The following is a 25,511-nucleotide window of genomic DNA, read 5'->3' as shown; positions in this document are numbered from 1 at the left end:
GGAGTCCTCAGCCACCGGCTTTCAGAATACGTGCTTGAAGCGTTAGTTGGCTTCGCTGACTTCGGGCGTTGCCACGGAACCGCGGGCGTCCAGGTCACGCAGCTGGCCTTCGATGTAGGCCTTCAGGCGCGAACGGTAGTCGCGTTCGAAGCCGCGGAGCTGTTCGACCTTGCGCTCCAGGACCGAGCGCTGCTGCTCCAGGGCACCGAGGATCTTGCGGGACTTTTCCTGGGCGTCGTTGACGAGGCTGCTGGCTTCGATCTGCGCCTCGGCGATGATCTTTTCCTTCTGGGCCTGGCCTTCGGCGACGTGGCGGTCGTGCATCTGCTGGGCCATGGCGAGCAGGCCGGCAGCGGACTCGGCCGAGGGAGTCGAAACAGGAGACTGGGCTGCTGCGGCCTGCGCGGGGACGGGCGCGGCAGCTTCCTTCTTCTTGGCTGCTTCAGCGGCCTTGGCTTCGGCTTCAGCCTTCTCGCGGGCCTCGTCCTTCTCAGCCTTGGCGGGAGCGGGGACCTTCTCCACAACAGGAGCTGCTGCGGAGCTGGCGGGGACGCTGGAACCGGCTTCGGCGAGCTTCTTGCGGAGCTCGTCGTTTTCCTGGTTCAGTCGGCGGAGTTCAACAACGATCTCGTCCAGGAAGTCATCGACCTCGTCCTGGTCGTAGCCCTCGCGGAACTTGGTCGGCTGAAAGCGCTTGTTGACAACGTCTTCTGGCGTCAAAGCCATCTGGTCACCTCACTGGTCTAGTTAGTCAGTAGGCCTTCCGGCCGTCAAAACTACGGTACCTAAATTATGTCTGGTTACTCTAATTCAACACCGGGGTGTCAAACGCGAGGTTTCCTCGCTTTACAGTAACCGTTCAACGCGGGTTCGGCCCGCATTGGGTTGATTGGTCAAGCGAAATTATGCGAGATTCCTTGTGATCCCCATCGCAATGCTCACGGCGATGAAGAGGACCAGGAAACCGAGATCCAGCGATATCCCGCCGAGCCGCAGCGGCGGAATGGCCCGGCGCAGCACCCTCAGCGGCGGATCGGTGATGGAATACACGGCATGGGCTGCCACCAGCGCGGCCCCGCGGGGCCTCCACTCGCGGGCAAACATCTGCACCCAGTCGAACACCAGGCGAATGATAAGAGCCACAAAAAACAGCAGCAGGGCGAGATAGACAAGTCCGAAAACAATTCCCATGACTTAACTCATATCTCCAAGTCCTTTGTTGCCACCGCGGCACCGTGCCGGGCGGTCCTATCCATTTCAGCACAGATGCCAGGCAGGTGTCCCTGCCTGGCATCCCTGATCAGAGCGGGTCAGCTCTGGTTGAAGAAGCTGGCCTGCGTTTCGCTGGCCTTCTTGTCGTCGCCGATGACCTCGATGTAGGAGGGCGAGAGAAGAAAAACTTTGTTGGTGACCCGCTCAATGCTGCCGCGCAGGCCAAAGACCAGCCCGGCGGAGAAGTCCACCAGGCGCTTGGCGTCGGCTTCACCCATGTCGGTGACGTTCATGATTACCGGGATCCCGTCGCGGAAGCTCTCGCCGATGAGCTTGGCGTCGTTGTAGGAGCGCGGATGAATGGTGGTGATCTGCCGGAGTCCGGAGGATTCCTCGCGGCTGGAGGCCGCACGCTTAATCGGAGTCACAGGGGCGCGGTATTCCTCTTCGGGGGCGTGGGACGATTCGCGGCCGGCCTCGCGGACGGGTGCGGGCGCACGGCGCTCCTCGCGGTCAGCTTCCATCGTTTCGTCCTCATCCTTACGTACAGTCTGGTGCTCGGACTCGTAGTGCTCATCGCCATCGGCGAGCCCAAGATAGATCATTGTCTTGCGCAGAGTGCCGGTCATGGTCGACTCCTTATCGTGTCCCTGTCGCGGGCCGCCCAATGACTTGACAGCACTGGTGTCCCCGCCCATCACTTCCAACAGGTCCGACGCTACCCCACCGCCGGACGCGATCCGAGAATATCGGAACCGATTCTGAGGTGTGTCGCCCCAAACCGCACAGCGGCTTCCAGGTCCTGGCTCATGCCAGCCGAAATCCCGCCCGCACCGGGGTAGGCAGCCACAAGATCAGCGGAAATGCGGGACAGCTTTTCAAAGGCCGGTTCGGGCGGAGCGCCCAGCGGCGCAACGGCCATAACCCCGGCCAGGCGGAGACCGGAAGCCCCGGCAATGCGTTCTGCCAGCCCGGGAACATCGCCGGGGGCTGCCCCGCCGCGGTGCGCTCCGGCGTCGTCCTCCAGGCTGACCTGAATGAAGCATTCGAGGGGAAGCCGGCCGCTGGCCGCAATTTCCGTGGCCATGGCACGATCCAGGGCGTCGACGAGCTGCAGACGGTCCACAGAATGTACTGCTGTGGCGTACTTGGCCACGGATTTGGACTTTTTGGTCTGGAGCTGGCCTACGAAGTGCCAGTTCAGCCCACAGTCCGACAGTTCGGCAGCCTTGCCCGCCGCCTCCTGGTCCCGGTTTTCGCCGACGTCGGTAATCCCCAGCGCGGCGAGGCGCCGGATGTCCGCAGCAGGATGGAATTTGGTGACGACGATCAGGGCCGGAAGGGAATCGCCGCGCCCGGCCGCAGCGGCCGCGGACGCTATCCGGTGGCGCACCACAGCGAGCCGCCCGGCCAGTTCCCTGGTCCGCTGGTCGGCCGCCTCCGGCAACCGCTCAGTCATGGCACCAGACGATTCCGGCGAACCTGCCGGTGTTCTTGTTGCGTCGGTACGAATAGAGTGACTCCGTTTCCAGCGTGCAGGGGCCAGAATATTCGACGCCCACTCCGGCGTCCTCCAATTGGCTTCGGGCTCCCGCGGGAAGGTCCAGTCCCGGAGTCCCCCACGAGGTCGTGGCCCTCGCGGCAGGCACTGCCGCAGCAACCTGTTCCTGGAGGGCTTCGGGAACCTCATAGCAGCGGCCGCAGATGGACGGTCCGAGCCATGCCCGGATGTCCGTGGCACCCATGGCCCGCATCCGGCCAACGGCGGCAGGCACAATTCCGGCCGCCAGACCCGGGCGGCCGGCGTGGACCGCGGAAAGGACCGGCCCCGAGGGAGACAGGCCGGCAAGCAGCAGCGGAATGCAGTCCGCCACCATGACGGCCAGCGGCGCTCCAAGGGACACCATTGCATCGGCTTCGGGTACCGGCGCTTTCCCGTCCGCAAGCGCAACGGTGGCACCGTGGACCTGGTTCATGAAGTTCAGCGAACCTGCCGCGACGCCCATGGCAGCTTCCAGCCCGCGGCGCCGCTGCAGCACGAGCGACGGGTCATCCCCCACATGCAGGGCAAGGTTGCCGGCAGCCGTATCCGTAAAAGCGGCCGAGACCCCAGGAAGGATCCCGGCCCGCCAGTGGAACAAGCCGGAGCCTACTTCAGGAAGTCGGGGACATCCAGGTCATCAGGGTGGTTGCCGGTCAGGTCCGGCTCCACCACGGAGGGAAGGTCTACGTCGAACCCGGAGTCAGCGGGGATGGACGAGGGGTGCTGCTGCCCCCAGTTGCTCAGCCCGGCCGCTCCAACCGTAGCGGGCACCGGACGGGCGTTGACCTGCTGATTGCCGGCAGCAGGCTGGTGGGCAGGCGCCGACGCCGGAGCAGCGGACGGTGCTGCCGGAGCTGCGGCGGCCGGCTGGGACTGGTCCATGGACGGCGAGGTGGCCTTGACGTCGTCGAACCCGGCAGCGATGACCGTGACACGCGCCTCATCACCCAGGGCATCGTCAATGACAGCACCGAAGATGATGTTCGCCTCGGGGTGGGCCACTTCCTGTACCAGGCGCGCGGCTTCGTTGATTTCGAACAGGCCGAGATCAGACCCGCCCTGGATGGAGAGCAGGACGCCGTGGGCGCCGTCGATCGAGGCCTCAAGCAGCGGCGATGCAATGGCAAGCTCCGCGGCCTTGACGGCACGGTCTTCGCCCCTGGCCGAACCGATGCCCATGAGGGCGGAACCGGCACCCTGCATGACGGACTTCACGTCCGCGAAGTCGAGGTTGATCAGGCCGGGGGTGGTGATGAGGTCCGTGATGCCCTGCACGCCGGACAGGAGTACCTGGTCCGCCGAACGGAAGGCGTCCAGCACCGAGACGTTGCGGTCGCTGATGGACAGCAGGCGGTCATTCGGGATGACGATCAGGGTGTCGACTTCATCGCGCAGCGCGTCGATGCCCGCCTCGGCCGAGCCGGCGCGGCGGCGGCCTTCGAAGGTGAAGGGCCTGGTGACGACGCCGATGGTGAGAGCTCCGAGGGACCGCGCAATGCGCGCCACCACAGGGGCGCCACCGGTGCCGGTTCCACCGCCTTCGCCTGCGGTCACGAAGACCATGTCGGCGCCGCGCAGGACCTCTTCGATCTCGTCGGCGTGGTCCTCGGCTGCCTGCTTGCCGACCTCCGGGTTGGCGCCGGCACCAAGGCCGCGGGTCAGTTCACGCCCGACGTCGAGCTTAACGTCGGCATCGCTCATCAGCAGGGCCTGGGCATCGGTATTGATGGCGATGAATTCAACGCCTCGGAGGCCGACCTCGATCATGCGGTTGACTGCGTTCACGCCACCGCCGCCGATGCCGACGACTTTGATGACGGCCAAGTAATTCTGCGGAGCTGCCACGTTACGTGTCCCTTGTTCGTGTTTATTGCGAAAACTGATGGAGAGCTTGAAGCTTTACAACCTTAACCTTCGAGTTGAAGGTTATAGTTATGTCAAGTAACTCATGTCTGTGACGGTATTTCGTCTGCTACCCACATTCAATAACCGGGTCCGCGTGTCGTATTAATACCGAAAGAATGCCGCTCACCGGGTCACCGGATGGCGCGGAACGCTGACGTCATACACCCGGACCGGGTTCCTGGGGTCCGCCGGCACCTTCAGGAGCGCGGCCAGTACCTTTGCCTTCAGTTCCCTGTCCGAGGCGTTTCCCCAGATAATGGTCTGGCCGTCAACCAGCTTGAGCTGCACTGCGTCCACGGACTGGGCCGAAGCGTTGGAAAGCCTGGCAAGCACGTCGGCAGGCAGGGCGCCAAGGACTGCTGCCGTGGCACGGAAGAGGTCCTTCCCGATGGTTCCGGCACCTCCGTCGATCACGGGCAGCTTGACCGTCGTGGGATCGGCCGTCACAGCCAGGCGCACGCCTTCGACATCCACCAGTTGGTATTGCTTGCCCCGCTTGACCAGTGCCACGGGTACTCGTTCGCGCACTATCACGGCCAGGCCCGAGGGAGGCCGGGCCTGGACGGACACGGACTTCACCTGGACCAGCGGCTCGAGCAGGGTGGCCACCTCCTGGTCCGTGATCTGCGGAAGGGGCTTTCCCCTGAGCGGTTCCAGGGCAGTCTGGACCTGCGCCTGCGTCAGGAGCCGGGTGCCGCTGACCGAGACGCTGTCCATCGCCAGCCAGGGCGAATAGACGGCGGCTACAAGCAGCGCCGCCACCGCGGCCACCACCGTTCCCATGGCCACCAGCACGTTCCGCCGGATCCGTCTGGCCCTGGGCTCAGGGAACGCCACCACGTTCGGAGCATCGGGGGAAGCCGCCGCGGGGCGCTCCTTCCGGCGGAACGCGGGGAAGCCGCGGGGCGCCCTGGGCGCCTTGACCGGGTCTTTGGGCGGCTTGGGGGCCACACCCGGCCCGTTGCCCTTGCGGGGCCCCGGTGCCTTGTCCGGATTCGAGAGCTTGCACGCCATGCCGGCCGCCGCGGGCGGCGCTGTCTCCGGGACCTCGCGCGAGGCGGAAATGACGTCGTCGCCCTTGCCGCCCTGGCTGCCGGCGGGTGTGTAGGTGGGGCGCCGGTTACCTGCCATGCAGGGCCTCGACAATGCGCGGACCAAAAGCGGTAACGTCACCGGCTCCGGCGGTGAGGATAACGTCGCCGTCCCGGGCAGCGGCCACCATTTCGGCCACGGCATCTTCGCCCGCCACGAGGCGGCCGCCGTGGTGCAGGTGGTCGGCAATCAGCCGGCTTGTGACGCCGGGGATCGGGTCTTCCCGGGCCGGGTAGATGTCCAGGACCAGGGCGGTGTCCGCGAGATTGAGGGCGTCGGCGAAGTCCCGGGCGAATTCGCGGGTCCGGGAGAACAGGTGTGGCTGGAACAGGACATGGACCTTATGCCCGGCAGCCACCGTCCGGGCGGCAGACAGAGCGGCACGGACTTCGGTGGGGTGGTGGGCGTAGTCATCGAAGACCCGCACGCCGCGTGCCGATCCCTTGAACTCGAACCGGCGCGAGGCGCCGGAAAAGCGGGCCAGGGCCGCCGCCGCAGCAGCCGGCTCCACGCCGAGTTCCAGCGCCACGGCGAACGCCGCCGCAGCGTTCAGCGCGTTGTGCCGCCCGGGAACCTGGAGGGCCAGGCTGAAGCTCCCCTCCGGTGTGGAGACTGCGACGTCGCCCGGGCCGCCGTCGTGCAGCCTCAGCGCAGCGCCCTCCCCCGTCCCGTAAAGGACCACGCGGGTGTTTCCCCGCCCTCGGGTGCGTTCAGCAAGGGCCAGCGCGCCGGGATCGTCGGCGCACGCGACCAGTACGCCGTCCGCCGGCAGCAAGGCGGTGAACCGGTCGAAGGATTCGTAGACGGCCTCGGCGGTACCGTAGTGGTCCAGGTGGTCCGGCTCCACGTTGGTGACCACGGCGATCCGCGGCCGGTAATTGAGGAACGAGCCGTCCGATTCGTCAGCCTCGGCCACGAATACCGGGGACTTGCCGTGCGCGGCATTGACGCCCAGCGCCGGCACGTTGGCGCCAATCGCGAAGGACGGGTCCAGCCCGGCACCTTTGAGGAGGACGGCCACCATGGCCGTGGTGGTGGACTTGCCGTGCGTGCCGGCAACCGTAACCACTGTGTCGTCCCCCATCGTCGCGGCCAGCGCCTCGGAGCGGTGCAGGACCGGCAGTCCTGCAGCCCGCGCGGCAGCGAGTTCGGGGTTGTCCGGGCGGATGGCCGAACCGGCCACCACGGTCTGGGCGTCCCCGAGGTTGACGGCGGCGTAACCGACGGCGATCCGCGCGCCGGCCGCTGCCAGGTCCGCCATCACGGGAAGGTCCTTGGCGTCCGAACCGCTGACGGGGACACCGCGCGCCACCATGATCCGCGCCACGGCGGACATACCCACGCCGCCGATGCCGATGAAATGGACGTTCCCCAGCCCGCTGAGGCCCGCGGGGGCGGGATTGTTGTGGTGGTTCATGCGCCTACCGCTTCCAAGACAAGACCAGCCATCTGCTGGTCGGCGTTCCGGACGCCAAGCCGGTATGAGTTTGCCGCCATGGCGGCCAGGCGTGCTTCGTCGGTGAGGAGCGGAATCAACTGCTCCGCCACCCACGCGGGGCTGAAGTCGCGGTCCGCCACCAGGAGGGCACCGCCTGCCTCCACGAGGCCGGCGGCGTTCAGCGCCTGTTCGCCGTTGCCGATGGGCAGGGGCACCAGGACGGCGGGGACGCCGACGGCGGCAGCCTCGGAGACGGTGGCCGCACCGGCGCGCGCCAGCAGTACGTCCGCAGCGGCATACACGGTTTCCATCCCGTCCACGTACTCCACCTGGCGGTAGCCTTCGGCGGCAAGCGGCTGACCTGATGCGTCGGTGACGGTCTTGCCGCGGCCGGTGATGTGCAGGGTCTGGATGCCCGCGTCCGCGAGCAGCTGCACAGAGGCCGCGATGGTCCGGTTGATGCTCAGCGCACCGGAGGATCCGCCGGTCACGATCAGGGTGGGCCGCTCTCCATCCAACCCCAGGGAACGCCGTGCCCCGGCTCGCGCCGCTGCCCGGTCCAGTTGTGAAATCCCGGTGCGCATGGGCATGCCCACATGCCGGGCGTGCCGCAGCCGCGTGCCCGCGAATGCCACGGCCACGCGGCGTGTGAACAGGGCGCCTACCCGGTTGGCCAGGCCCGGCCGGGCGTTGGCTTCATGGATCACGATGGGGATCCGGCGGCTGCGGGCGGCGAGGTACATGGGCGTGCAGACGTATCCGCCGACGCCCACCAGGACGTCCGCGGCGGCGCCGTCCAGGATCGCCCCGGCCTGCTTGACCGCTCCGGCCAGGCGGCCCGGCAGGCGGAGCAGGTCCAGGGAGGGTCGGCGCGGAAACGGCACCCTGTCGATCGTGGCAAGCTCAACGCCGGCAGCAGGAACCAGCCGGGATTCCATCCCGGAGGACGTGCCGACGGCGAGGATTGACGATTCCGGGGCAGCCTCACGGACCGCGGCGGCGATGGCAAGCAGCGGGCTGATATGCCCTGCGGTGCCGCCTCCGGCAAGGACGATGGAAGGATTCTTGGAGGTCATCTGGGGTCAGGCACGCTTTCTGGCAGTCTTCGTCTTGCGGCCGGCGGCCCAAGCGGGCGCGGCCTTGAATTTGAGGATCCGCTGCGGCCGGATGGCCGGTGCCATCTGTTCCCTGGCCAGCGACAGGACCACGCCGATGGCGCACAGTGACATCAGCAATGCGGAACCGCCATAGGAAATGAACGGCAGCGGCACGCCGATGACGGGCATCAGGCCGGTGACCACGGACATGTTAACTGTTGCCTGTCCCAGCAGCCATACCATGATGGTCCCGGCCAGAACGCGGTGGAACATGTCTTCCTGCGCCACCACTACGCGGTAAATTGCAGCACCCAGGATGGCGAACAGAACAAGTACGACGACGGTGCCCACCAGGCCGAGTTCCTCGCCGATGATGGCGAAGATGAAGTCGTTGTGGGCTTCCGGGATCCAGTTGTACTTGAGCCTGCTTTGCCCCAGGCCCACGCCGAACCAGCCGCCCGACGCCAGCCCGTACAGTCCGTTGGTGGCCTGGTAGTTCACGTCAGTGCCGTCGGCGCAGTTTTCGCCGCTCCACCATGAGGTGATGCGGCACATCCGGTTGGGGCTGGCCATGGCCATGGCCGCGGTTCCTGCCGCGGCAACCAGCCCGGCAAGGCCAAAGAAATAGAGCGGGACGCCGGCAAAGAAAAGCGCAGCAGCAGCGAGCATCATTATGATCATCGCCGTGCCCAGGTCATTGCCCCAGAGCACCAGCCCGATGATGAGGCCCGCCATCGGAACAACCGGCACGGCGATGTGCAGCCACTGCCTCAGCAGCCTGCCCTTCCTGGCAAGGACGGTCGCCATCCACAGGGCCAGGGCCAGCTTGGACGCCTCGGACGGCTGGAAGGTGAACCCGCCAACGTTGATCCAGTTCCGGTTGCCGTTAATTTCGTCGCCCACCAGCTGGACCAGGACCAGGAGCACCAGGGCAACCCCGATCCCCAGCCAGGCAAGCCGTTTGAGCCAAACCACGTTCACCCTGGAGAGGACGAACATGAGGAAGATCCCCAGCGTGGCGAAGATGCCCTGCTTCATGGCGTCACCGTAGGGCGATTTGCCCGCGGCAATGGATTCCACGCTGGAGGCCGAAAGGACCATCATGATCCCGATGGCGGTCAGCGCCAGGGTGGAGCCCAGGATGAGGTAGTAGGTGGAGCCGTTCCTTGATGTGCCGGTGCCCTCGAGGGCGGACCAGAACTTCTGGTAGGCCGACCGGACCCGGGCGCCGCCCTTGCTGACCGGCGGGCGTCGCGTTGCGGTGTTGGCCATATCTACTCCTCGCCGGTCTCGTCCTGCCCTTCCACCAGCCCGCGGACGGCCTCGATGAAAGCGTCGCCACGATGCGCGTAGGACGTGAACTGATCCATGGATGCGGCTGCGGGGGCCATGAGCACGGTGTCACCCGAGCCGGCCACGCCGGCTGCCGCCGCCACCGCCTGCGCCATGACATCTCCAGTCTGGTCCTCTTCCGGCCTGATGACCGGGACGTGCGGAGCGTGTCGCGCCAGGGCGGCGGCAAGTTCCGAAGCGTCCTTGCCGATCAGTACCACCGCCTTGAGCCGGTGCGCATGGCCGCTGACGAGGTCATCGTAGGAAACGCCCTTGGAGAGGCCACCTGCTATCCAGACCACGTTGGTGAAGGCTGCCAGCGAAGCCGCCGCAGCGTGCGGGTTCGTGGCCTTGGAATCGTTGATCCACAGCACTCCCTTCCAGCGGGCCACCGGCTGGATCCGGTGGTCGCCCGGCAGGTAGTCCTTGATGCCCTGCTTCACCGCGGCGGGCTCAACGCCGTAGGCTCTGGCCAGGCCGGCCGCTGCGAGGGCGTTGGCCACCATGTGCCGCGGAGCGATGGGGCCCAGATCTGCCATAGCGGCCAGTTCGGCCGCGCTGTCCCGGCGTTCTTCGATGAAGGCCCGGTCCACCAGGAGCCCTTCAACCACGCCGAGCATGCTGATGGCGGGGGTGAGCGTAGTGAAACCAACGGCCCGGCAGCCTTCCACTACGTCGGCATTTTCCACCATGCGTTCGGTTTCGACTTGTTCGGCGTTGTAGATGCATGCTTTTTGTGTGCGTTCGTAGATCTTGGCCTTGTCCGCGACGTAGGAGTCGTACGAGCCGTGCCAGTCGACGTGGTCCTCGGCGACGTTGAGGCAGACGCTCGCCACGGGCGAGAGGGATGAAGACCAGTGCAGCTGGAAGCTGGACAGCTCCACGGCCAGGACGTCGTACTCCACGGGATCGCGAAGGGCGTCGAGGATGGGCGTGCCCACGTTTCCTACCGCAATGGCTTTCAGGCCGGCAGCTCGAAGGATCGATTCGGTCAGGCCGACTGTGGTGGTTTTGCCGTTGGTGCCGGTGATCGCCAGCCAGTCCGCAGTCTTCCGCCCGGCCCGTTCGCGGACGCGCCAGGCCAGTTCCACGTCACCCCACACCGGAATGTGTGCGCGCGCGGCGGCAGCCAGGAGGGCCTGGTCAGGACGCCAGCCGGGAGAGGTCACGATGAGTTCGGGAAGTTCGCCGTCGATCCGCGGAACGGAGGTCACCGCCTGCGGGCCCAGCAGGACGTCGGCGGCTCCGACGATCCGCAGGGTGTCGGCGTGGGCACGTGCGGTGGCGGTTTCGGCGGCGTCTACGACCACCACCCTGGCGCCGAGTTCAATGAGGGTGTCTGCGGCGGCAAAACCTGACACCCCGATGCCGGTCACCACGACGCGGAGTCCTGACCAGTCGGAGTCCCAGCTGACGAGGTTTTCGAGGCGGGCAGATGTAACGGTCACAGCAGCACAACCCATTCTGCGTAGAAAATTCCCAGGCCCACGGCCACGAAGAGCCCGCACAGGATCCAGAACCGGACGACTACCGTCACTTCTGCCCAGCCCTGGAGCTCGAAGTGGTGCTGCAGGGGCGCCATCTTGAAGACGCGCTTGCCGCCGGACAATTTGAAGTAGCCCACCTGGATAATCACGGAAAGCGTGATCAGCACGAACAGGCCGCCGATGATGCCCAGCAGGAGTTCCGTGCGGGAAAGGATGGCGAAACCGGCAATGGCACCGCCGATGGCAAGGGAACCGGTGTCACCCATGAAGATCTTGGCCGGTGAGGTGTTCCACCACAGGAAGCCCACCAGCGCTGCACTCAGGATGGCTGCGAGCAGCGCCAGGTCCAGCGGGTCGCGGACTGAGTAGCAGCCGCTGCCGGCCTCCCGTGGGGACCCGCAGGCCTGGTTGCTCTGCCAGATACCCATGAGCGTGTAGGCGCCGAACACCATGACCGACGCGCCGGCTGCAAGGCCGTCCAGTCCATCGGTGAGGTTGACGCCGTTTGTGGCGGCGGTGACGATCAGGTTGGACCAAAGGACAAACAGGATGGCGCCGAGGACGGTGCCGCCGAAGGCCAGGTCGAGCCACGGCAGGTCGCGAACCAGGGAGATCCTGGTCGAGGCCGGCGTGATGCCCCGGTGGTCCGGGAAGTTCAGGGCAAGGACGGCGAATGCGATGCCAACGGCAGCCTGCAGGATCAGCTTGGCCTTGGCGTTGAGCCCCAGGCTTCGCTGCCGGGAAATCTTGATGAAGTCATCGAGGAAGCCCACCAGGCCCATGCCTACCATCAGGAAGAGCAGGATCAGGGCGGACGCAGAGGGTCCGGGCGAATTAGGGTTCACCATCATCATGATGAGGTGGGTCAGCCCGTAGCTCAGCAGGACCGCGCCCACCACCACCGTGCCGCCCATGGTGGGTGTGCCGCGTTTGGTGTGGTGTGAGGTGGGTCCGTCGTCCCGGATGAACTGGCCGTAGCCCCGGCGGACCAGGAGCCGGATGAAGAGGGGGGTTCCGACCAGGGCGAACAGCAGTGCCAACCCGGCGCCGATCAAAAGTGCAATCACAGCAGAGTGCTCCTTTCTTCGGCGCTTTGCGGGGTTTGTGGTGGTAATGCTATCCGATCGCCCAGGTGCCTCAGCCCCACGCTGTTGGAGGACTTGAACAGGACAAGGTCGCCGGGCAGGAGTTCGGCGTTGAGGAGTTCAAACGCCTCATCGGCGGTTTCCACAAAGACGCATTCGTCGCCCCAGGAACCTTCCTGGACGGCGGAGACGTAGAGCGAACGGGCTTCCCGCCCCACCACCACCAGCCTGGAGATGTTGAGGCGGACAACCTGGGTGCCAACGGCCGTGTGTTCCCGGATCGAATCTTCCCCGAGTTCCAGCATGGCGCCGAGGACTGCCCAGGTGCGGCGGCCGCGGCCCAGGTCCGCCAGCGTGCGGAGGGCCGCCCGCATGGACTCAGGGTTCGCGTTGTAGGCGTCGTTGATGACGGTGACGCCGTCCGGGCGCTCGGTCAGTTCCATCCGCCAGCGGCTGGCGGCAGCCTGGCTGGAGAGCGAAACAGCGATCGCGTCCCCGGGGATTCCCACAGACCAGGCGGCGGCGGCCGCGGCGAGCAGGTTGCCGGTGTGGTGGCCACCGATAAGTCGGCTGCTGACATGGCGGGCCGGGCCGCCATCCGGCAGCACCAGGTCGAATTCGGGGCCGCCCCCGGCGTTAGTGTCCAGGTTCAGCGCCTGGACAGCGGCGTCGCCGCGTCCTTCGGCGGAGAACCCGACCACGGAAGCAACGGTTCGGTCCCTCATGGCGGCGACCCGGGCGTCGTCAAGGTTGATGATGGCGGTACCGGTTTCCGCGAGGGCTTCAACCATCTCGCCCTTGGCCACGGCAATATTCTCCACGCCGCCGAATTCTCCGGCGTGGGCGGTTCCCACGGCGAGGACAATGCCGACGTCCGGTTCCACCATCCGCGCCAGGTACTCGATGTGCCCGATGCCGGTGGCCCCCATCTCTATCACGAGGTAGCGTGTCTCCGTATCGGCCCGGAAAACGGTGAGTGGCACGCCGATCTCGCCGTTATAGGAACCCTGCGGGGCAACGGTTGGTCCCTGCGCACCAAGGATCCCGGCCAGAAGGTCCTTGGTGGTTGTCTTCCCGGCAGAGCCGGTGATGCCGATGACGGTCAGTTCCAGTCCCGCCGCAGCGCGGACGGCCCGGATCCTGCGCACTGCCTCGGCAGCCAGAGCTCCCATGGCCAGCACGGCATCGGGAACGACGACGGCGGGGTACCGGGTGCCGTCGGGACGGCTGACGGGGCGCTCCACAAGGGCAAGGACGGCCCCTGCCTCGAACGCGGAAGGGAGGAAGTTGTGCCCGTCGGCGTTTTCTCCCGGTTTGGCGACGTAGAGCGAGCCGGGCGTGGCTTCACGTGAGTCCGTGACCACCGAAAGGGGCGTCACTCCAGGATCGGCGTCCAGGCGCCCGCTAGTGATGTCGGCGATCTCCGCCGCAGTAAATGCAATCATGTCGGTCTAGGACTCTATCCGCTCGTCCGGGAGAACGTTGAATCCCCGGGCTGTCAAGGCGCTGCGCAGTTCCACCCTGTCGTCGAGGGCGATGTTCACGCCCTTGACCTCCTGCCACACCTCATGCCCGCGGCCGGCCACGAGGATGGTGTCCTGCGGCCGGGCAAGGTCCACGGCCCTGCGGATCGCCTCGTCGCGAGGGAAGACTTCGAGCACGTCGGCGGTAAGGGACTCAGCTTCCAGCGCCTCCCTGGCGCCGGCCAGGACATCGGCGCGGATTTCGCCGGCGTCCTCGTCATGTGGGTCGTCGTCCGTGACGATCACGGTGTCTGCCAGGCGGACGGCGGTGGCCCCCATTGCCGGCCGCTTGCCCTGGTCCCGCTGTCCGGTGGCACCGAAAACCAGGATGGTGCGCGCCCCTGCCCCGGCCGGCCGCACGGCTTCCAGGGCGCGGGCCAGCGCGTCGGTGTTGTGGGCAAAATCAACAACTGCCGCGGGCTCCCGGCAGACGAGTTCCATTCGCCCCGGTACCGCCACCGTGAAGGGGTCGGCGCGGTCCAGGGCTTCCTGCAGGTCGGCGGGTCCGATCCCGGAGGCCAGGACCATCACGGTGGCAAGGGCGGCGTTGGCCACATTAAAGGTTCCCGGCAGGCCCGTGCGGACGGACAGAGTGGCCGCTCCGGGCCCGGTCAGCGTGAACCGGGTTCCCAAGCCGTCCGGGGCGGTATCCGTCACGGTCCAGTCAGCAGCAGGGCCGGGCGCCGTTGCCAGCGTGGTCACCGGCACCGTTGCCGAGCCGGCAAGCCGCCGGCCCCATTCGTCGTCGACCGTTACCACTGCCCGGCGGGCGCGCGCGGGCGTAAATAGCTGCGCCTTCGTTGCGAAGTACTCTTCCATGGTGCCGTGGAGGTCCAGGTGGTCCTGGGTCAGGTTGGTGAAACCGGCCACGTCGAAGAGCACGCCGTCCACCCGCTGGAACTCGATTGCGTGGGACGAGACCTCCATCGCGGCGGCACCCAGGCCGCGCTCCCCCATGAGCGCCAGGAGCCCGTGGACGTCCGGCGACTCCGGCGTGGTGAGCAGGCTGGGGACGGGCTCGGCCCCGGCAAGGATTTCGATGGTGCCGATCAGCCCGGTGCGGTTCCCGAGCGCACGAAGGAGGGAGGTCAGGAAGTAGGTCGTGGTGGTTTTGCCGTTGGTCCCGGTCACTCCGAACAGCCGCGGCGCGCCGCCCTGCGCCGGCTGGCTGCGGTAGATCATGGCCGCCAGTGGTCCCACCGCGTTGCGCGGGTTCGCGGTGATCAGCACCGGAACGGGGATATCCGAGGACAGCGCCAGCATGCGGGCCCCGGCTTCGTCGGTCAGCACGGCAACCGCGCCGGCCTCGACGGCTTCAGCGACGAAGTCCGCTCCGTGGCGGGAGGCTCCCGGAAGCGCCGCGTAGAGATCGCCCGGCTCCACATTCCGGGAGTTCAGCGAGATGCCGCTGACCAGCACATCCGCTGACGCGCCGGGAACGGGGACCCCCACGGATTCCGCAATGCTCTCCAGCCGAAGCGGTTCAACCGCCGACGGGCGGAACCGGACCATGCCGGCCGTATCCGAGGAAGCAGTGCTGTCGGGCAAATCGAACTCAGACAAGGGGTCTCCGATAGTGCTAGTGAACCGTGCCGGGCGCACCGGGCAGCGCCAGCTGGCGCGGCCTGCTGCGGCCAACGTATTACTTCGCGAACTGGGGCAGCCTTGCCGGCTGGCCGGTGGAGGGCTGGACGTTGTAGGTACGCAACGCCTGGCTCATCACCGACCGGAAGACCGGCCCCTGCGTAATTCCGTAGATGCTGCCCTTGGGCCGCTGGAGTACAACCTCCACAATAAACCGCGGATCGTCCATCGGTGCCATGCCCACCATGGATGCGGTGTATCCGCAGAAGCCTGCGGTGCCGTTGTCGCAGGGCGATTCCGAAGTGCCCGTCTTGGCACCCACCCGGTAGCCGTCAATGGCGGCATCCTTGATCTGGCCCTCGGTCACGGCGCTCTCCAGCATGTCCTGGACCTGCTGGGCGGTTTTCTCGGAGACGATCCGGCGTGCTTCGGCCGCGGGAGCCTTTTCCTCCGTGCCGTCCGGTGCGATGTAGCTGTCAATCAGCCGTGGCTGGAGCATGACGCCGTTGTTGGCGATGGACTGGAAGGCGCGCACTGTCTGGAGCGTGGACTGGGAAACGCCCTGTCCAAAGAGCACGGTGTATTCCTGCCGCCCGTCCCATTGCCGGTACGGAGTGAGGATCCCGCCGGCCGTGGCGGGGAGGCCGATATCGGGTGCGTCGCCGATGCCGAACTTCTTCAGCCAGTCATACCGCTGCTTCTTGTTCAGCCGCTGGCCGGCCATCACCGTGCCGGTGTTCATCGAATAACCCAGGATCCCGGCAAGCGTCCGCTTCTCCGTGCCGTGGGTGAACGAATCGTTGAACGTCTGCCCGTTGACCGTGTAGGAGGGCGGGAGGGTGAACTCGGACAACGGTGAGGCCTTGCCCTCTTCGATAAGCGCGGCAGCCGTCAGGACCTTTTCCACGGACCCCGGTTCGTAAGCCGCTGTCACGGCCCGGACTCCGCGGTCGTGTGGAGCCACGAGCCCGGGGTTGTTCGGATCCGGAGCGTTGGTGTCGGCCATGGCCACGAGGTTTCCGGTCTTGACGTCCAGGACGATGATCACGCCCCACTCGGCGCCCAGCTTGTCCGACTGGCTCTGGATGGCCTGTTGGGCGAAGTACTGCAGGTCGGAGTTGATAGTGAGCTTCACATCCTTGCCGTCCTCCGGCGGCGTCAGTTCATCCACGCCCACTGGAATGCGGAGGCCGTCCGCGCCGATTTCGAAGCGCCGCTCGCCGTCCTTGCCCCGCAGGATTCCATCCTGTGTTTGCTCGATCCCTGCCTGGCCGGTGTTGCCGTCTTCCAGGAAACCGATAATCCCTCCGGCGATGGAGCCGTTGGGATACACGCGCTTACTCACGCCCTGCGTGACGATGCCGGGTATCTGCAGCCTGGAGATCCGGTCTTCGACATCAGGCTTCACGTTCTTCGCCACAATGTAATAGGGCTGCTCACCGGTGAGTGCCTCGCGGATGGTTTCCCGGTCCATCCCCAGCACGCTCGCCAGTTCGGAATGTCCCTGGTCGCGGCTCACGTCCACCAGCCGGTCCTGCCCGTCCACGGTCTCAAGCCGTTTGAAGGTATCAGTCTTGGTGTTCACGCGCTGGTCCACAACCACGTTGTAGCGGATCACGCTGTTGGCCAGGACCGTTCCGCGGCTGTCAAGGACACTGCCCCGTTCGGCGGGCAGCGCCGTGTGCATCATGCGCTTATTGAGCGCTGCCTCGGCCATGCCGCCGACGTCCAGACCCTGGACCAGGAAGAGCTTGCCGCCCACCACCAGCAGCAGCGTCAGCATGATGCCGAGGCCAAGACGGAGGCGTTTGGTGGCGTCAGGTTCTTTCGCGTTCCGCGGCTTGCCGGTCTTCTGCGCCACCGTGATCTTCCTTGCTGCTCGGCTGTCCTGCGTGAATCCGTACTACTGCTCCGGGGTCTTCTGTTCCGGGACCGGAACGGACCCGCCGTAGAGTTCCACCGCAGGTTTCTTCGGTGCGGCCACAGACTTCTTCTTGGCCGGTGCTGCGGCGGCTGCCTGCGCGGGCTTGCGGCCCGACAGCGGTTCGCCCTTGGTCGCAGGGGGCACCACGATCAGCTGGCCGGGAACGGCCGGCGCAGGAATGACTGCCCCTGCTGCGCCGCCCTCGACAGCCGGGACCGCCTTTCCTGTTACAGAGAGGTTGGACAGGTCGATCTGTCCCTTCACGGTGGATGCAACCATGCCCAGTTCCGTGGCCTTGGCGGCGAGGTTCTGCGGTGCTTCGAAATTCTGGACCTGCTGGGTCAGGTCCTGGTTCTGCTTGGTCAGGGTGCTCTGCCGCGCCTTGAGGGTGACCAGTTCGTACTGGGCGGTGGAAACTGAAATATTCAGGACCAGCACTGTCACCAGGGCAACTGCCAGCATGGCGAAGCACAGGACCACGAAGGGAGCGCGCCGCTTCCTTGGGGCCGTGCGGACCACGGACAGCGGGGTGCGCGCCTTCCTCGCCGGGCCCGCCGCGCCGGCGGGAAGGTGGGCGTCAGTTGCCGAGGTGCCCGGGACGACCGGAAACGTCTTGGCGGCTGCTGTGCTCATTCGGCTCTCCTGGCTCTGATTCGTTCCACAGCGCGCAGCCTGGCTGACGCAGCGCGGGGGTTTTCGGCGATTTCGTCGGCGGTTGGCACCTCGGTGCCTTTGGTGAGGGTTTTCAGTTCCGGCTTATGTTCTTCAAGCTCCACGGGGAAACCCAGTGGGGCCGATGACTTGGAGCGGGCCTGGAATACGCCTTTGACGATCTTGTCTTCCAGCGAGTGGTAGGACATGACAACGATCCGTCCGCCCAGGCCAATGGCGTCCACTGCCGCCGGAACTGCCCGTTCGAGGACATCCAGTTCCTCGTTGACCTCGATGCGGAGGGCCTGGAATGTCCGTTTAGCGGGATGGCCGCCGGACTTCGCAGCGCCGGCAGGCACCACAGCCCGGATCTGTTCCACCAGTTCGCCTGTGGTGGTGAACGGCCTGGCCGCCCGGGCCGTGACGATCCGGCTGGCGATGCGGCCAGCGAACTTCTCCTCGCCCCATTTCCGGATGATCCGGACAAGCTCTTCCTCGCCGTAGCTGTTAACCACGTCTGCCGCGGTCTGGCCACGGCTGGTGTCCATCCGCATATCCAGCGGAGCATCAAACGAGTAGGCGAAGCCCCGTTCCCTTTCATCGAGCTGGAGGGATGAAACTCCAAGATCCATCAGGATGCCGTGAACCTCGGAGACGCCAAGGTCTTCGAGGACATCGGGGATCTCGTCATAGACGGCATGGACCAAATCGGTGCGGGCCGCGAACGGAGCGAGCCGTTCCCCGGCCAGCGCCAAAGCTTCCTCGTCCCGGTCGATGCCGATGAGGTGCAGGTCCGGGAACCGCTGCAGCATGGCTTCCGAATGGCCGCCCATGCCGAGGGTGGCGTCGATCGCGATGGGAGTTTCGCCCCTGAGCCGCGCAGCCTCGAATCCGGGTGCCAACAAATTGATGCACCGGTCGCGAAGGACCGGCACATGGCGTTCGGACGTAGGCCTGCTCTCATCCATGCCGTGGTCCCTTCCGCCGTTGCTGGTGCCTGTCCTTTTCTTGGACCAGATCCCCATCCGCGCCTACCGGGCCCGCCTGGCTCCGGGGAAGTGAGCCAGGTTGGCCGGCCGGTGGGCCGGCTGGAGATCTCATCCAAGAATCTGCTGCTGTCCCGTCCGTCATTCAGAGAATGCCGGGAATGGGATCGTCCGTTTCGGAGAAGGCTGTTTCCTTCTCCGCCAGGTACTCATTCCAAGCCTGGGCATCCCAGATCTCCGCTCGGGAACCTGCGCCAATGACCGCCAGTTCCCTGCCGAGACCTGCATATTCCCGGAGCGCCGGTGGTATGGTCACGCGCCCCTGCTTGTCAGGTACCTCGTCCGAGGCTCCAGAAAGAAAGACGCGGATGTAGTCACGTGCCTGCTTGGAGGAGATCGGTGCCTCCCGCATTTGCTCGTGGACCCGCGCAAATTCCTTCTCGCTGAAGACGTAGATGCAACGCTCCTGGCCCCGCGTGAGAACCAGCCCGCTGGCAAGTTCCTCGCGGAACTTCGCGGGGAGAATGATCCGCCCCTTTTCATCCAGACGCGGCGAATGGGTTCCCAGGAACACTGGCCCACCGCCTGTCTGCTGTCAGGAACTGCACATCCCCTGTGTTGCAACCACCCTCTTATGTCCTCCACATTACTCCACTTTCCACCACAGTCAACGCAAACGCGCGCCTCTGCCAGCCTTTTCCACCAAATCCCGCCGCGGAATGACGCGGTTTTCGGGCCGGTGGTGCAAAGTGGAGGGATTGTGCGCCGCCGGCAGGGGCTTGACGCGAGCAGCGTGGAACAGCGCGCCCCGGACCACGGGTGCTGCGGGGCGATATGCGGGGCCGGCAAACGCTGCAATTGGGCGCAAAAAAAGACCCGCCGAAGCGGGTCTTTCACTGTTGTCCCGCTCCCGGCAATTGATCCGGGGAGCGGAATGGAGGAGAGCGGGCTTAGGGTTCCCCGCGGCGGCGTTCGTCCCACCGCTCTTCAAGATTGCTCATAAAGGACCCGCGCTTACCCGGCTTTCCTTTTAGGGTTTTTCCGGATTTCGCAGCGGGCGCGCTGCTGCGCATTGTTGCGAAGTACACGCCGCCGCCCATGACGATAAAGCCCAGAACGCCAACAAATATGTTTTGGAAAGTAACGCCAACCAAGAGCAGGAACACGCCGGCCAAGGCGCACAACACGCCAATCACCACATGCCTGGTGGACCACGAGCGCCCCGGGTCGGAACCCATCGAATTCGCAAACTTCGGGTCGTCCTCGTGAAGCTGCTTTTCAAGCTGCTCCAGCAGCTTCTGTTCGTGCTCCGACAGCGGCATCACGACCTCCTTTGGTAGGCCAACGTCCGGGCTGGTCCCAGCCACGACTTCTGCACCATTAACGGCTGTGATGCCTAAGAGGTTCCCGTATTTGCCGGTGCAGGCAAAAACGGAAACCCGGCATGCAGCCGCGGGAGCGGGAGCATGTCCAAGAGGGTCCGGCAGTATGTCCATTCGCTCATAAACTATGTACCTCTAAGGATAGTTTGTCGCGGGCCGTTCTGAAAGACGCCAATGGGTTTCGCAAGGGTTGCCCGGGACCGGCATTTCAGCCATGCCGGGAGGCTCCGTCCGTGCCTCGGCCCGGCTCCATCAGCCGGGCCGGAAGCACCGATTTGCTTCCAAATTTCCGCGTGACCTGGTCCAGTGCCTGCTCGGCCGCGCGCCAGTTCTCATCGCGCCGGTCGAAACTCAGCTGCAGCGACGTGGTGGCGGACTCCTCCAGCTGTTCGGCGCGCACGCCGACCAGCCGTACGGTCTGGCTCCGTTCTCCCACCGAGCCCAGGAGTTGCACGGCCACCGAGTAGATCAGCTGCGCGCTGTCCACGGGAGTCTGGACGGTCCTGCTGCGGCTAATGGTGGAAAAGTCCGCGTACCGCAACTTCAAGGCAATAGTCCGGGCCACAAGCCCTGCTGCCCGGAGGCGGCCGGCCGTGCGGTGAGACAGCCTCAGCAGTTCACGGTGGAGCAGGGCGTCATCGGCGGTATCCACCACAAAGGTTTCTTCCGCGCCGATGCTCTTCTCCGCCCGGACGGGCGTAACCACACGGGGATCGATGCCCCAGGACAGCCTGTGGACATGCTCGCCGGCGGCACCGAGGATCCTCTTCAGGGTGGGCAGGGGCGTCGCTGCGACATCAGCCACGGTCCGGATCCCCATCCTGGCAAGCACTTCGGCAGTCTTGGCCCCCACGCCCCATAGCGCCCCAACGGGAAGGCTGTGCAGGTAGGGCACAGTTTCATCGGGCGTGATCATCAGCAGGCCGTCCGGCTTGCAGCGCGTGGAAGCAATTTTGGCCACGAACTTGGTCTCGGCGATCCCCACCGAGGCAGTGATTCCCAGCTCCGTGGCGACACGCCCCCGGATCAGCTCCCCGATACCCCGTGGCGGCCCCAGCCGGCGAAGGGCTCCGCTGACATCAAGGAAGGCCTCGTCCACGCTGAGCGGTTCAACCAGTTCCGTCACAGATTCGAAGATTTTCATCAGCTGGCCGGATACCTCGTAATAGAGGGAATGACGGGGTTCAATGACCACCGCCTGGGGACACAGCCTGTAGGCCACTGCCATGGGCATCGCCGACTTTACCCCGAAGGCCCGGGCCTCGTAGGAAGCCGAGAGTACCACCGACCGCTCCCCCGGAAACCCGACGATAACCGGCACGCCCAGGAGCTCGGGACGGCTCCGGAGCTCTACAGAGACGAAAAAGGCGTCCATATCCACATGCATGATGCACATGGGCCGGCGGCCTGGCGGCCGTGCCGGCACTGGCTGGTTCTTACCTTCTGGCCCCACGGCTGCAATCCTATCGGCAGCTACTGACTAAACTGGAGGCTGATCCGGCATCAACTCCAGGAGGAATGACCCTGTGACGGTCTTTGGAAATCCCAGGCAGGCTGGCCTGACCGCCCTCGCAGCGGCGGTTGCCGTCACCCTGGCAGCATGCAGCAGTCCTGCCCCCTCCGCGTCGCCGGAATCCACGACATCGGCATCCGCCACCGCTTCTGCGGCCTCCGCCGGTCCAAGCCCGTCCGCTTCGCCCGGGACAACTGCCACCGTTGGCGGATTCGTGCCAGGTTTTCCGCAGAAGCTGCTGCCCCTGATGCCGGGCGCCACGGTGCTTTCCAGCAGCTTCGACAAGACCACCTCGCCCGCTACAGCCGCGCTGGTTGCCACAACCAAAGCCACACCGGCCGCAGTCCTGGCCTTCTACACCAAGTCCCTCAGCGGGCAGGGGTTCAAGGCCGTCCCCGGAGACGCAGTGGGAACCGTCGCTTCCAAGGACTTTGTGCGCGGGGACGGCGAAACGGTCAACGTCTCTGTAGTTAAGGCCGGCGACGTAGCCACGTTCACAATTGGCGCCAACGTGGCAGCGAAGTCCGTCAAGTGACGGCGGCAGAGCAGTTAAGGGACGAACAGGCCGGCTTCGTCGCATCCGTTGCCGGGGAACTTAACGGGTTCCTCGCCGGACGGCAGGCTGTCATGGCGTCCATCTCCCCCGATATCGAGCCGATCATGGGTTCGATATCCAACCTGGTGACCGGCGGCAAACGGCTCCGCGCCCTGATGTGCTACTGGGGCTGGCGGGGGGCCGGCGGGCAGTCAGGCGCCCGTGAAGTCATAGCCGCGGGAGCCGCGCTGGAGTTGTTCCAAGCGGCAGCACTCATCCACGATGACATCATCGACCGGTCCGACACGCGCCGCGGCGGGCCCAGCGTCCACCGCCGGTTCAGCCAACTCCATGAGGCGCAGGGTTGGGCGCTGGACAGCGAACGTTTCGGCCATGCCGCAGCCATCCTGGCCGGCGACCTGTGCCTGTCCTTTAGCGAGGAAGCGTTTACGGACATCGGCGAACGGGCCGCTGCCGGTGGGCGTGCCCGCCTTATCTTCAATCTCATGCGCGCCGAAGTGATGGCGGGACAGTACCTGGACATTCTCGAGGAAGTAGCCGGCCCGGTACGCGACCGGGCCGGGGCGGTGGACCGGGCACACTCCATCATCAGGTTCAAGAGCGCAAAGTATTCGACGGAGCATCCCCTTGCCCTGGGCGGGGCGCTCGCCGGCGCGCCTGATGAACTGCTGCGGGGCTACTCGGCCTTCGCACTGCCCCTGGGTGAAGCGTTCCAGCTGCGGGATGACGTCCTGGGCGTCTTCGGGGATCCGCTGACCACCGGCAAACCGGCCGGCGATGACCTCCGGGAAGGAAAGCGCACCGTCCTCGTGGCGCTGGCACTGGACCAGGCATCGCCTGCAGAATCCGCTTTCATCGATGCCAGGCTGGGGAACCCGGACCTGTCGGCTGAGGACATCATGGAAATCCGGCGGATTATCGAGGATTCAGGTGCACTCCAGGCCACCGAAGTACTCATCGCCGAATTCGGCAGCCGTGCCTTCGACGCGCTGGCGGCACTGCCTTTGGAGGACCTGCCCAAGACGGCCCTGCAACGGCTGGCGGAATCGGCGGTCAGCCGGGCCTCCTGAGGGCAGAGCCGCATAAGAGCGGAACGGCCAGGACCCTGACGGGGCCTGGCCGTTCCGCTCTTTGACTTTCGCGCCCTTACCAGGCCAGCGTCTGCGCCCTGCGGCGGATCTCCGTCTTCCGCCCCTCACGGAGGGCGTCGATGGGCCGTCCGCGCAGGGAGGGATCCTCAGTGAACAGCCAGACAATCAGGTCTTCGTCCGAATAGCCGGCATCGGCAAGGACGACGATGGTGCCCTTAAGGCTGTCAACCACCTGGCCGTCCTGAATGAATTCCGCCGGGACGCACCGGATATTGCGCTCACCGACGCGGATGGCGGCCAGCGCCTTTTCGTCGATCAGGCTGTGCACGCGGGTGATGGAGACATCCAGCAGCCGGGCGACGTCGGGCAGGGGCAGCCATTCGCCCACAAGGTTCTCAACATTAGTCACTGACCAAGGTTGCCACGGCGCCGGCCCCGGCGCCTAGTCGACGGTCCGTCGAGAGAGCAGGCGGAGCAATCCGCCGGAACACTCCGCCCAATTCCTATTGCCGCCAATGCCGGAATTCTTGTGCTATTCGCAAATTCGTGAGAGATTCACATTGATCACAGTCATAACACTATTCACTTAAGTCACACTAGTACCGGATAAACACCGCTATCCCCGACCGCCCCGCAGTTGAGAAGAGGATTCCTTCCATGACGACGTCCCACTCGCCTAAGCAGCACCCCAGGCCGAGTCTGCCGATGATCGCCGCAACCACGGCGGCGCTGCCGGCAGTCGTGTTGTCCTCCCTGGCCCTCGCCGAGCCTGCCGCGGCAGAAAAACCGGCCCGCGCCGTGCCTGCGACCCTCGCCGCAGCCATGAAGGCCCAGGCCGCCCAGGCAGCCGCGCCGGTGATTCCCGCCGCAGCTGTGTCTACTGCGATCCCCTCCGCACTTCAGCCCGCGCGGCCCTCTGCGCCGGCCAGCTACACGATCGCGCGCGGCGACACCATCGGCGCCGTTGCCCGGCGGTTCGGCCTGAATACGGGTGAACTGCTGAAGCTGAACGGCCTGAAGGCCACCACGATCATCTACCCCGGACAGAAGATCAAGTTGTCCGGAAAAGCGGCTGCCGCACCCGCAGCACGCAAGGCGGGCGCACCTGCCGCGGCACGTCCCGCCGTCGCGGTCTCCGGTGCCACCTATACCGTTAAGGCCGGGGACACCCTGGGTGCAATTGCCGCCCGCCACGGGGTGCGGCTTGCCGATGTCTTCGCCTGGAACAACCTCTCGGGCCGTTCCATCATCTATCCGGGTCAAAAGATCAGGATGGGTGCCGCAAAGGCTGCGCCTGCGCGGGCAGCCGCGCCCGCACCGGCCAAGGCATCAACCCCCAAGCGCACCGGCGGCTCCTACACTGTCAGGGCCGGCGACACGCTGTCCGCCATCGCGTCGCGGCATGGAGTCAGGCTCTCCGCCCTGCTCTCGGCCAACCGGCTGAGCATGAGCTCCATCATCTACCCGGGCAACAAGCTGGCCATCCCGGGCGGCGTACCCGCATCCCCGCTTCAGCCGGTTGCCGCAACCAAGCCCCTGGTTCCGAGTACTTTCCTCGGGTTCACCTATCCCCCGGCCGTAGTGAGTTCGGCCAATGCGAACAAGGCGCTGCTCAACGCTTCCCCGGTGCCGACGCGGGAGCAGATGCGCGGCATCGTGGCGGACACTGCACGCAGGATGGGCGTCGAACCGTCCCTTGCACTTGCCTTCGCGTACCAGGAGTCGGGGTTCAACCAGCGCGCAGTTTCACCAGCCAACGCGATCGGCACCATGCAGGTCATTCCCAGCTCGGGGCAGTGGGCTTCGGACCTGGTGGGCCGGAAGCTGAACCTGCTCAACCCCCAGGACAACGTCACGGCCGGCGTTGCCATCATCCGCCAGCTCCTTGCCACCAGCAAGACCAAGGACCTGGCCATTGCGGGCTACTACCAGGGCCAGTATTCAGTCAGCAAGTACGGCATGTACCAGGACACGAAGGCATACGTCGCCGCCATTAAGGCGCACCAAAAGAACTTCAGCTGACTGCCCGCCCCTCACCACGAGGCGGCTGCGACACACCCAACGGGTCCGGACCGGTGACGGTTCGGACCCGTTTCACTGCCGATTAGGA

Annotated in this window: 24 protein-coding genes; 3 read left to right on the top strand and 21 right to left on the bottom strand. The window is 65.8% G+C overall.

Annotation, left to right across the window (positions count from 1 at the left end; all coding sequences use genetic code 11):
* Positions 1-42: 42 nt before the first annotated feature.
* The 20 genes from ACIQCN_RS03355 to dinB all read right to left on the bottom strand — a co-directional run bounded on the left by ACIQCN_RS03355 (position 43) and on the right by dinB (position 21,637).
* Entirely contained in the window at positions 43-726 is a 684-nt protein-coding gene (locus ACIQCN_RS03355) for a DivIVA domain-containing protein (RefSeq protein WP_400608412.1), read from the bottom strand.
* Positions 727-903: 177 nt separating this feature from the next.
* The gene (locus tag ACIQCN_RS03350) at positions 904-1,191 is read right to left on the bottom strand and encodes a YggT family protein (RefSeq protein WP_400608410.1); all 288 of its coding nucleotides are present in this window, start codon (positions 1,189-1,191) and stop codon (positions 904-906) included.
* 119 nt (positions 1,192-1,310) lie between these two features.
* Complete coding sequence (locus ACIQCN_RS03345) at positions 1,311-1,841, bottom strand: cell division protein SepF (RefSeq protein ID WP_400608408.1); 531 nt, start codon at positions 1,839-1,841, stop codon at positions 1,311-1,313.
* Positions 1,842-1,930: 89 nt separating this feature from the next.
* Positions 1,931-2,671 carry a YggS family pyridoxal phosphate-dependent enzyme gene (locus tag ACIQCN_RS03340; protein WP_400608406.1) on the bottom strand — a complete coding sequence of 247 codons (741 nt, stop codon included), beginning with the start codon at positions 2,669-2,671 and terminating at the stop codon, positions 1,931-1,933.
* Positions 2,664-3,353, bottom strand: a complete 690-nt coding sequence (locus ACIQCN_RS03335; RefSeq protein WP_400609405.1) for a polyphenol oxidase family protein — start codon at positions 3,351-3,353, stop codon at positions 2,664-2,666. Before ACIQCN_RS03335 ends, ACIQCN_RS03340 begins: the two co-directional genes overlap by 8 nt.
* Before the next feature lie 8 nt (positions 3,354-3,361).
* The gene (gene ftsZ / locus ACIQCN_RS03330) at positions 3,362-4,600 is read right to left on the bottom strand and encodes a cell division protein FtsZ (protein WP_400608402.1); all 1,239 of its coding nucleotides are present in this window, start codon (positions 4,598-4,600) and stop codon (positions 3,362-3,364) included.
* A gap of 183 nt (positions 4,601-4,783) precedes the next feature.
* Positions 4,784-5,791: a cell division protein FtsQ/DivIB gene (locus ACIQCN_RS03325; RefSeq protein WP_400609403.1), complete on the bottom strand. Its 1,008-nt coding sequence runs from the start codon at positions 5,789-5,791 to the stop codon at positions 4,784-4,786.
* Entirely contained in the window at positions 5,781-7,169 is a 1,389-nt protein-coding gene (gene murC / locus ACIQCN_RS03320) for a UDP-N-acetylmuramate--L-alanine ligase (RefSeq protein WP_400609401.1), read from the bottom strand. Before murC ends, ACIQCN_RS03325 begins: the two co-directional genes overlap by 11 nt.
* Positions 7,166-8,266 carry an undecaprenyldiphospho-muramoylpentapeptide beta-N-acetylglucosaminyltransferase gene (gene murG / locus ACIQCN_RS03315; protein WP_400608396.1) on the bottom strand — a complete coding sequence of 367 codons (1,101 nt, stop codon included), beginning with the start codon at positions 8,264-8,266 and terminating at the stop codon, positions 7,166-7,168. Before murG ends, murC begins: the two co-directional genes overlap by 4 nt.
* 6 nt (positions 8,267-8,272) lie before the next feature.
* Positions 8,273-9,559 (bottom strand): putative lipid II flippase FtsW, encoded by a 1,287-nt coding sequence (gene ftsW / locus ACIQCN_RS03310; RefSeq protein ID WP_400608394.1) that lies wholly within the window; start codon positions 9,557-9,559, stop codon positions 8,273-8,275.
* A gap of 2 nt (positions 9,560-9,561) precedes the next feature.
* Positions 9,562-11,082, bottom strand: a complete 1,521-nt coding sequence (gene murD / locus ACIQCN_RS03305) for a UDP-N-acetylmuramoyl-L-alanine--D-glutamate ligase (RefSeq protein WP_400608392.1) — start codon at positions 11,080-11,082, stop codon at positions 9,562-9,564.
* Positions 11,064-12,173: a phospho-N-acetylmuramoyl-pentapeptide-transferase gene (mraY, locus tag ACIQCN_RS03300; RefSeq protein WP_400609399.1), complete on the bottom strand. Its 1,110-nt coding sequence runs from the start codon at positions 12,171-12,173 to the stop codon at positions 11,064-11,066. Before mraY ends, murD begins: the two co-directional genes overlap by 19 nt.
* Entirely contained in the window at positions 12,170-13,636 is a 1,467-nt protein-coding gene (gene murF, locus ACIQCN_RS03295) for a UDP-N-acetylmuramoyl-tripeptide--D-alanyl-D-alanine ligase (protein WP_400609397.1), read from the bottom strand. The genes mraY and murF overlap by 4 nt, the downstream gene beginning before the upstream one ends.
* A gap of 6 nt (positions 13,637-13,642) precedes the next feature.
* A complete protein-coding gene (locus ACIQCN_RS03290) occupies positions 13,643-15,277 on the bottom strand; it encodes a UDP-N-acetylmuramoyl-L-alanyl-D-glutamate--2,6-diaminopimelate ligase (protein ID WP_400609396.1) in 1,635 nt (544 codons plus the stop codon).
* A gap of 79 nt (positions 15,278-15,356) precedes the next feature.
* Positions 15,357-17,159 (bottom strand): peptidoglycan D,D-transpeptidase FtsI family protein, encoded by a 1,803-nt coding sequence (locus ACIQCN_RS03285; protein ID WP_400609394.1) that lies wholly within the window; start codon positions 17,157-17,159, stop codon positions 15,357-15,359.
* 42 nt (positions 17,160-17,201) lie between these two features.
* Entirely contained in the window at positions 17,202-17,855 is a 654-nt protein-coding gene (locus ACIQCN_RS03280; RefSeq protein WP_400608383.1) for a hypothetical protein, read from the bottom strand.
* The gene (gene rsmH / locus ACIQCN_RS03275) at positions 17,852-18,841 is read right to left on the bottom strand and encodes a 16S rRNA (cytosine(1402)-N(4))-methyltransferase RsmH (RefSeq protein WP_400608381.1); all 990 of its coding nucleotides are present in this window, start codon (positions 18,839-18,841) and stop codon (positions 17,852-17,854) included. The genes ACIQCN_RS03280 and rsmH overlap by 4 nt, the downstream gene beginning before the upstream one ends.
* A gap of 163 nt (positions 18,842-19,004) precedes the next feature.
* A complete protein-coding gene (mraZ, locus tag ACIQCN_RS03270) occupies positions 19,005-19,433 on the bottom strand; it encodes a division/cell wall cluster transcriptional repressor MraZ (protein WP_009358613.1) in 429 nt (142 codons plus the stop codon).
* A gap of 376 nt (positions 19,434-19,809) precedes the next feature.
* Positions 19,810-20,181, bottom strand: a complete 372-nt coding sequence (locus tag ACIQCN_RS03265) for a DUF3040 domain-containing protein (protein ID WP_400608379.1) — start codon at positions 20,179-20,181, stop codon at positions 19,810-19,812.
* Positions 20,182-20,449: 268 nt separating this feature from the next.
* On the bottom strand, positions 20,450-21,637 hold the full coding sequence (gene dinB, locus ACIQCN_RS03260) for a DNA polymerase IV (protein WP_400609393.1): 1,188 nt from the start codon (positions 21,635-21,637) through the stop codon (positions 20,450-20,452).
* A gap of 130 nt (positions 21,638-21,767) precedes the next feature.
* Here dinB and ACIQCN_RS03255 point away from each other — a divergent pair, with 130 nt between their 5' ends.
* Together ACIQCN_RS03255 and ACIQCN_RS03250 are read left to right on the top strand one after the other, a co-directional pair.
* Positions 21,768-22,289, top strand: a complete 522-nt coding sequence (locus ACIQCN_RS03255; RefSeq protein ID WP_400608375.1) for a hypothetical protein — start codon at positions 21,768-21,770, stop codon at positions 22,287-22,289.
* Positions 22,286-23,380 carry a polyprenyl synthetase family protein gene (locus ACIQCN_RS03250; protein WP_400608373.1) on the top strand — a complete coding sequence of 365 codons (1,095 nt, stop codon included), beginning with the start codon at positions 22,286-22,288 and terminating at the stop codon, positions 23,378-23,380. Before ACIQCN_RS03255 ends, ACIQCN_RS03250 begins: the two co-directional genes overlap by 4 nt.
* 76 nt (positions 23,381-23,456) lie before the next feature.
* On the opposite strand, the gene ACIQCN_RS03245 is transcribed toward ACIQCN_RS03250, so the two are convergent.
* Positions 23,457-23,810 (bottom strand): Rv2175c family DNA-binding protein, encoded by a 354-nt coding sequence (locus ACIQCN_RS03245; RefSeq protein WP_400609391.1) that lies wholly within the window; start codon positions 23,808-23,810, stop codon positions 23,457-23,459.
* Between the two features lie 248 nt (positions 23,811-24,058).
* Here ACIQCN_RS03245 and ACIQCN_RS03240 point away from each other — a divergent pair, with 248 nt between their 5' ends.
* On the top strand, positions 24,059-25,423 hold the full coding sequence (locus tag ACIQCN_RS03240; RefSeq protein ID WP_400609389.1) for a LysM peptidoglycan-binding domain-containing protein: 1,365 nt from the start codon (positions 24,059-24,061) through the stop codon (positions 25,421-25,423).
* Positions 25,424-25,511 lie beyond the last annotated feature (88 nt).

Source organism: Pseudarthrobacter sp. NPDC092424, from assembly GCF_044754925.1.
Taxonomy (GTDB): domain Bacteria; phylum Actinomycetota; class Actinomycetes; order Actinomycetales; family Micrococcaceae; genus Arthrobacter.
This window is presented reverse-complemented; position numbering and strand designations above follow the sequence as displayed.

Bases quoted from the DNA above. Each gene is read 5' to 3' on its own strand.
- murC (WP_400609401.1), bottom strand. From the start codon at position 7,169: ATGAACCACCACAACAATCCCGCCCCCGCGGGCCTCAGCGGGCTGGGG.
- ACIQCN_RS03280 (WP_400608383.1), bottom strand. From the start codon at position 17,855: ATGAGCACAGCAGCCGCCAAGACGTTTCCGGTCGTCCCGGGCACCTCG.
- ACIQCN_RS03340 (WP_400608406.1), bottom strand. From the start codon at position 2,671: ATGACTGAGCGGTTGCCGGAGGCGGCCGACCAGCGGACCAGGGAACTG.
- ACIQCN_RS03355 (WP_400608412.1), bottom strand. From the start codon at position 726: ATGGCTTTGACGCCAGAAGACGTTGTCAACAAGCGCTTTCAGCCGACC.
- murD (WP_400608392.1), bottom strand. From the start codon at position 11,082: ATGGGTTGTGCTGCTGTGACCGTTACATCTGCCCGCCTCGAAAACCTC.
- murF (WP_400609397.1), bottom strand. From the start codon at position 13,636: ATGATTGCATTTACTGCGGCGGAGATCGCCGACATCACTAGCGGGCGC.
- ftsW (WP_400608394.1), bottom strand. From the start codon at position 9,559: ATGGCCAACACCGCAACGCGACGCCCGCCGGTCAGCAAGGGCGGCGCC.
- ACIQCN_RS03350 (WP_400608410.1), bottom strand. From the start codon at position 1,191: ATGGGAATTGTTTTCGGACTTGTCTATCTCGCCCTGCTGCTGTTTTTT.
- ACIQCN_RS03265 (WP_400608379.1), bottom strand. From the start codon at position 20,181: ATGCCGCTGTCGGAGCACGAACAGAAGCTGCTGGAGCAGCTTGAAAAG.
- ACIQCN_RS03325 (WP_400609403.1), bottom strand. From the start codon at position 5,791: ATGGCAGGTAACCGGCGCCCCACCTACACACCCGCCGGCAGCCAGGGC.
- ACIQCN_RS03345 (WP_400608408.1), bottom strand. From the start codon at position 1,841: ATGACCGGCACTCTGCGCAAGACAATGATCTATCTTGGGCTCGCCGAT.
- murG (WP_400608396.1), bottom strand. From the start codon at position 8,266: ATGACCTCCAAGAATCCTTCCATCGTCCTTGCCGGAGGCGGCACCGCA.
- ACIQCN_RS03240 (WP_400609389.1), top strand. From the start codon at position 24,059: ATGACGACGTCCCACTCGCCTAAGCAGCACCCCAGGCCGAGTCTGCCG.
- dinB (WP_400609393.1), bottom strand. From the start codon at position 21,637: ATGTGCATCATGCATGTGGATATGGACGCCTTTTTCGTCTCTGTAGAG.
- rsmH (WP_400608381.1), bottom strand. From the start codon at position 18,841: ATGGATGAGAGCAGGCCTACGTCCGAACGCCATGTGCCGGTCCTTCGC.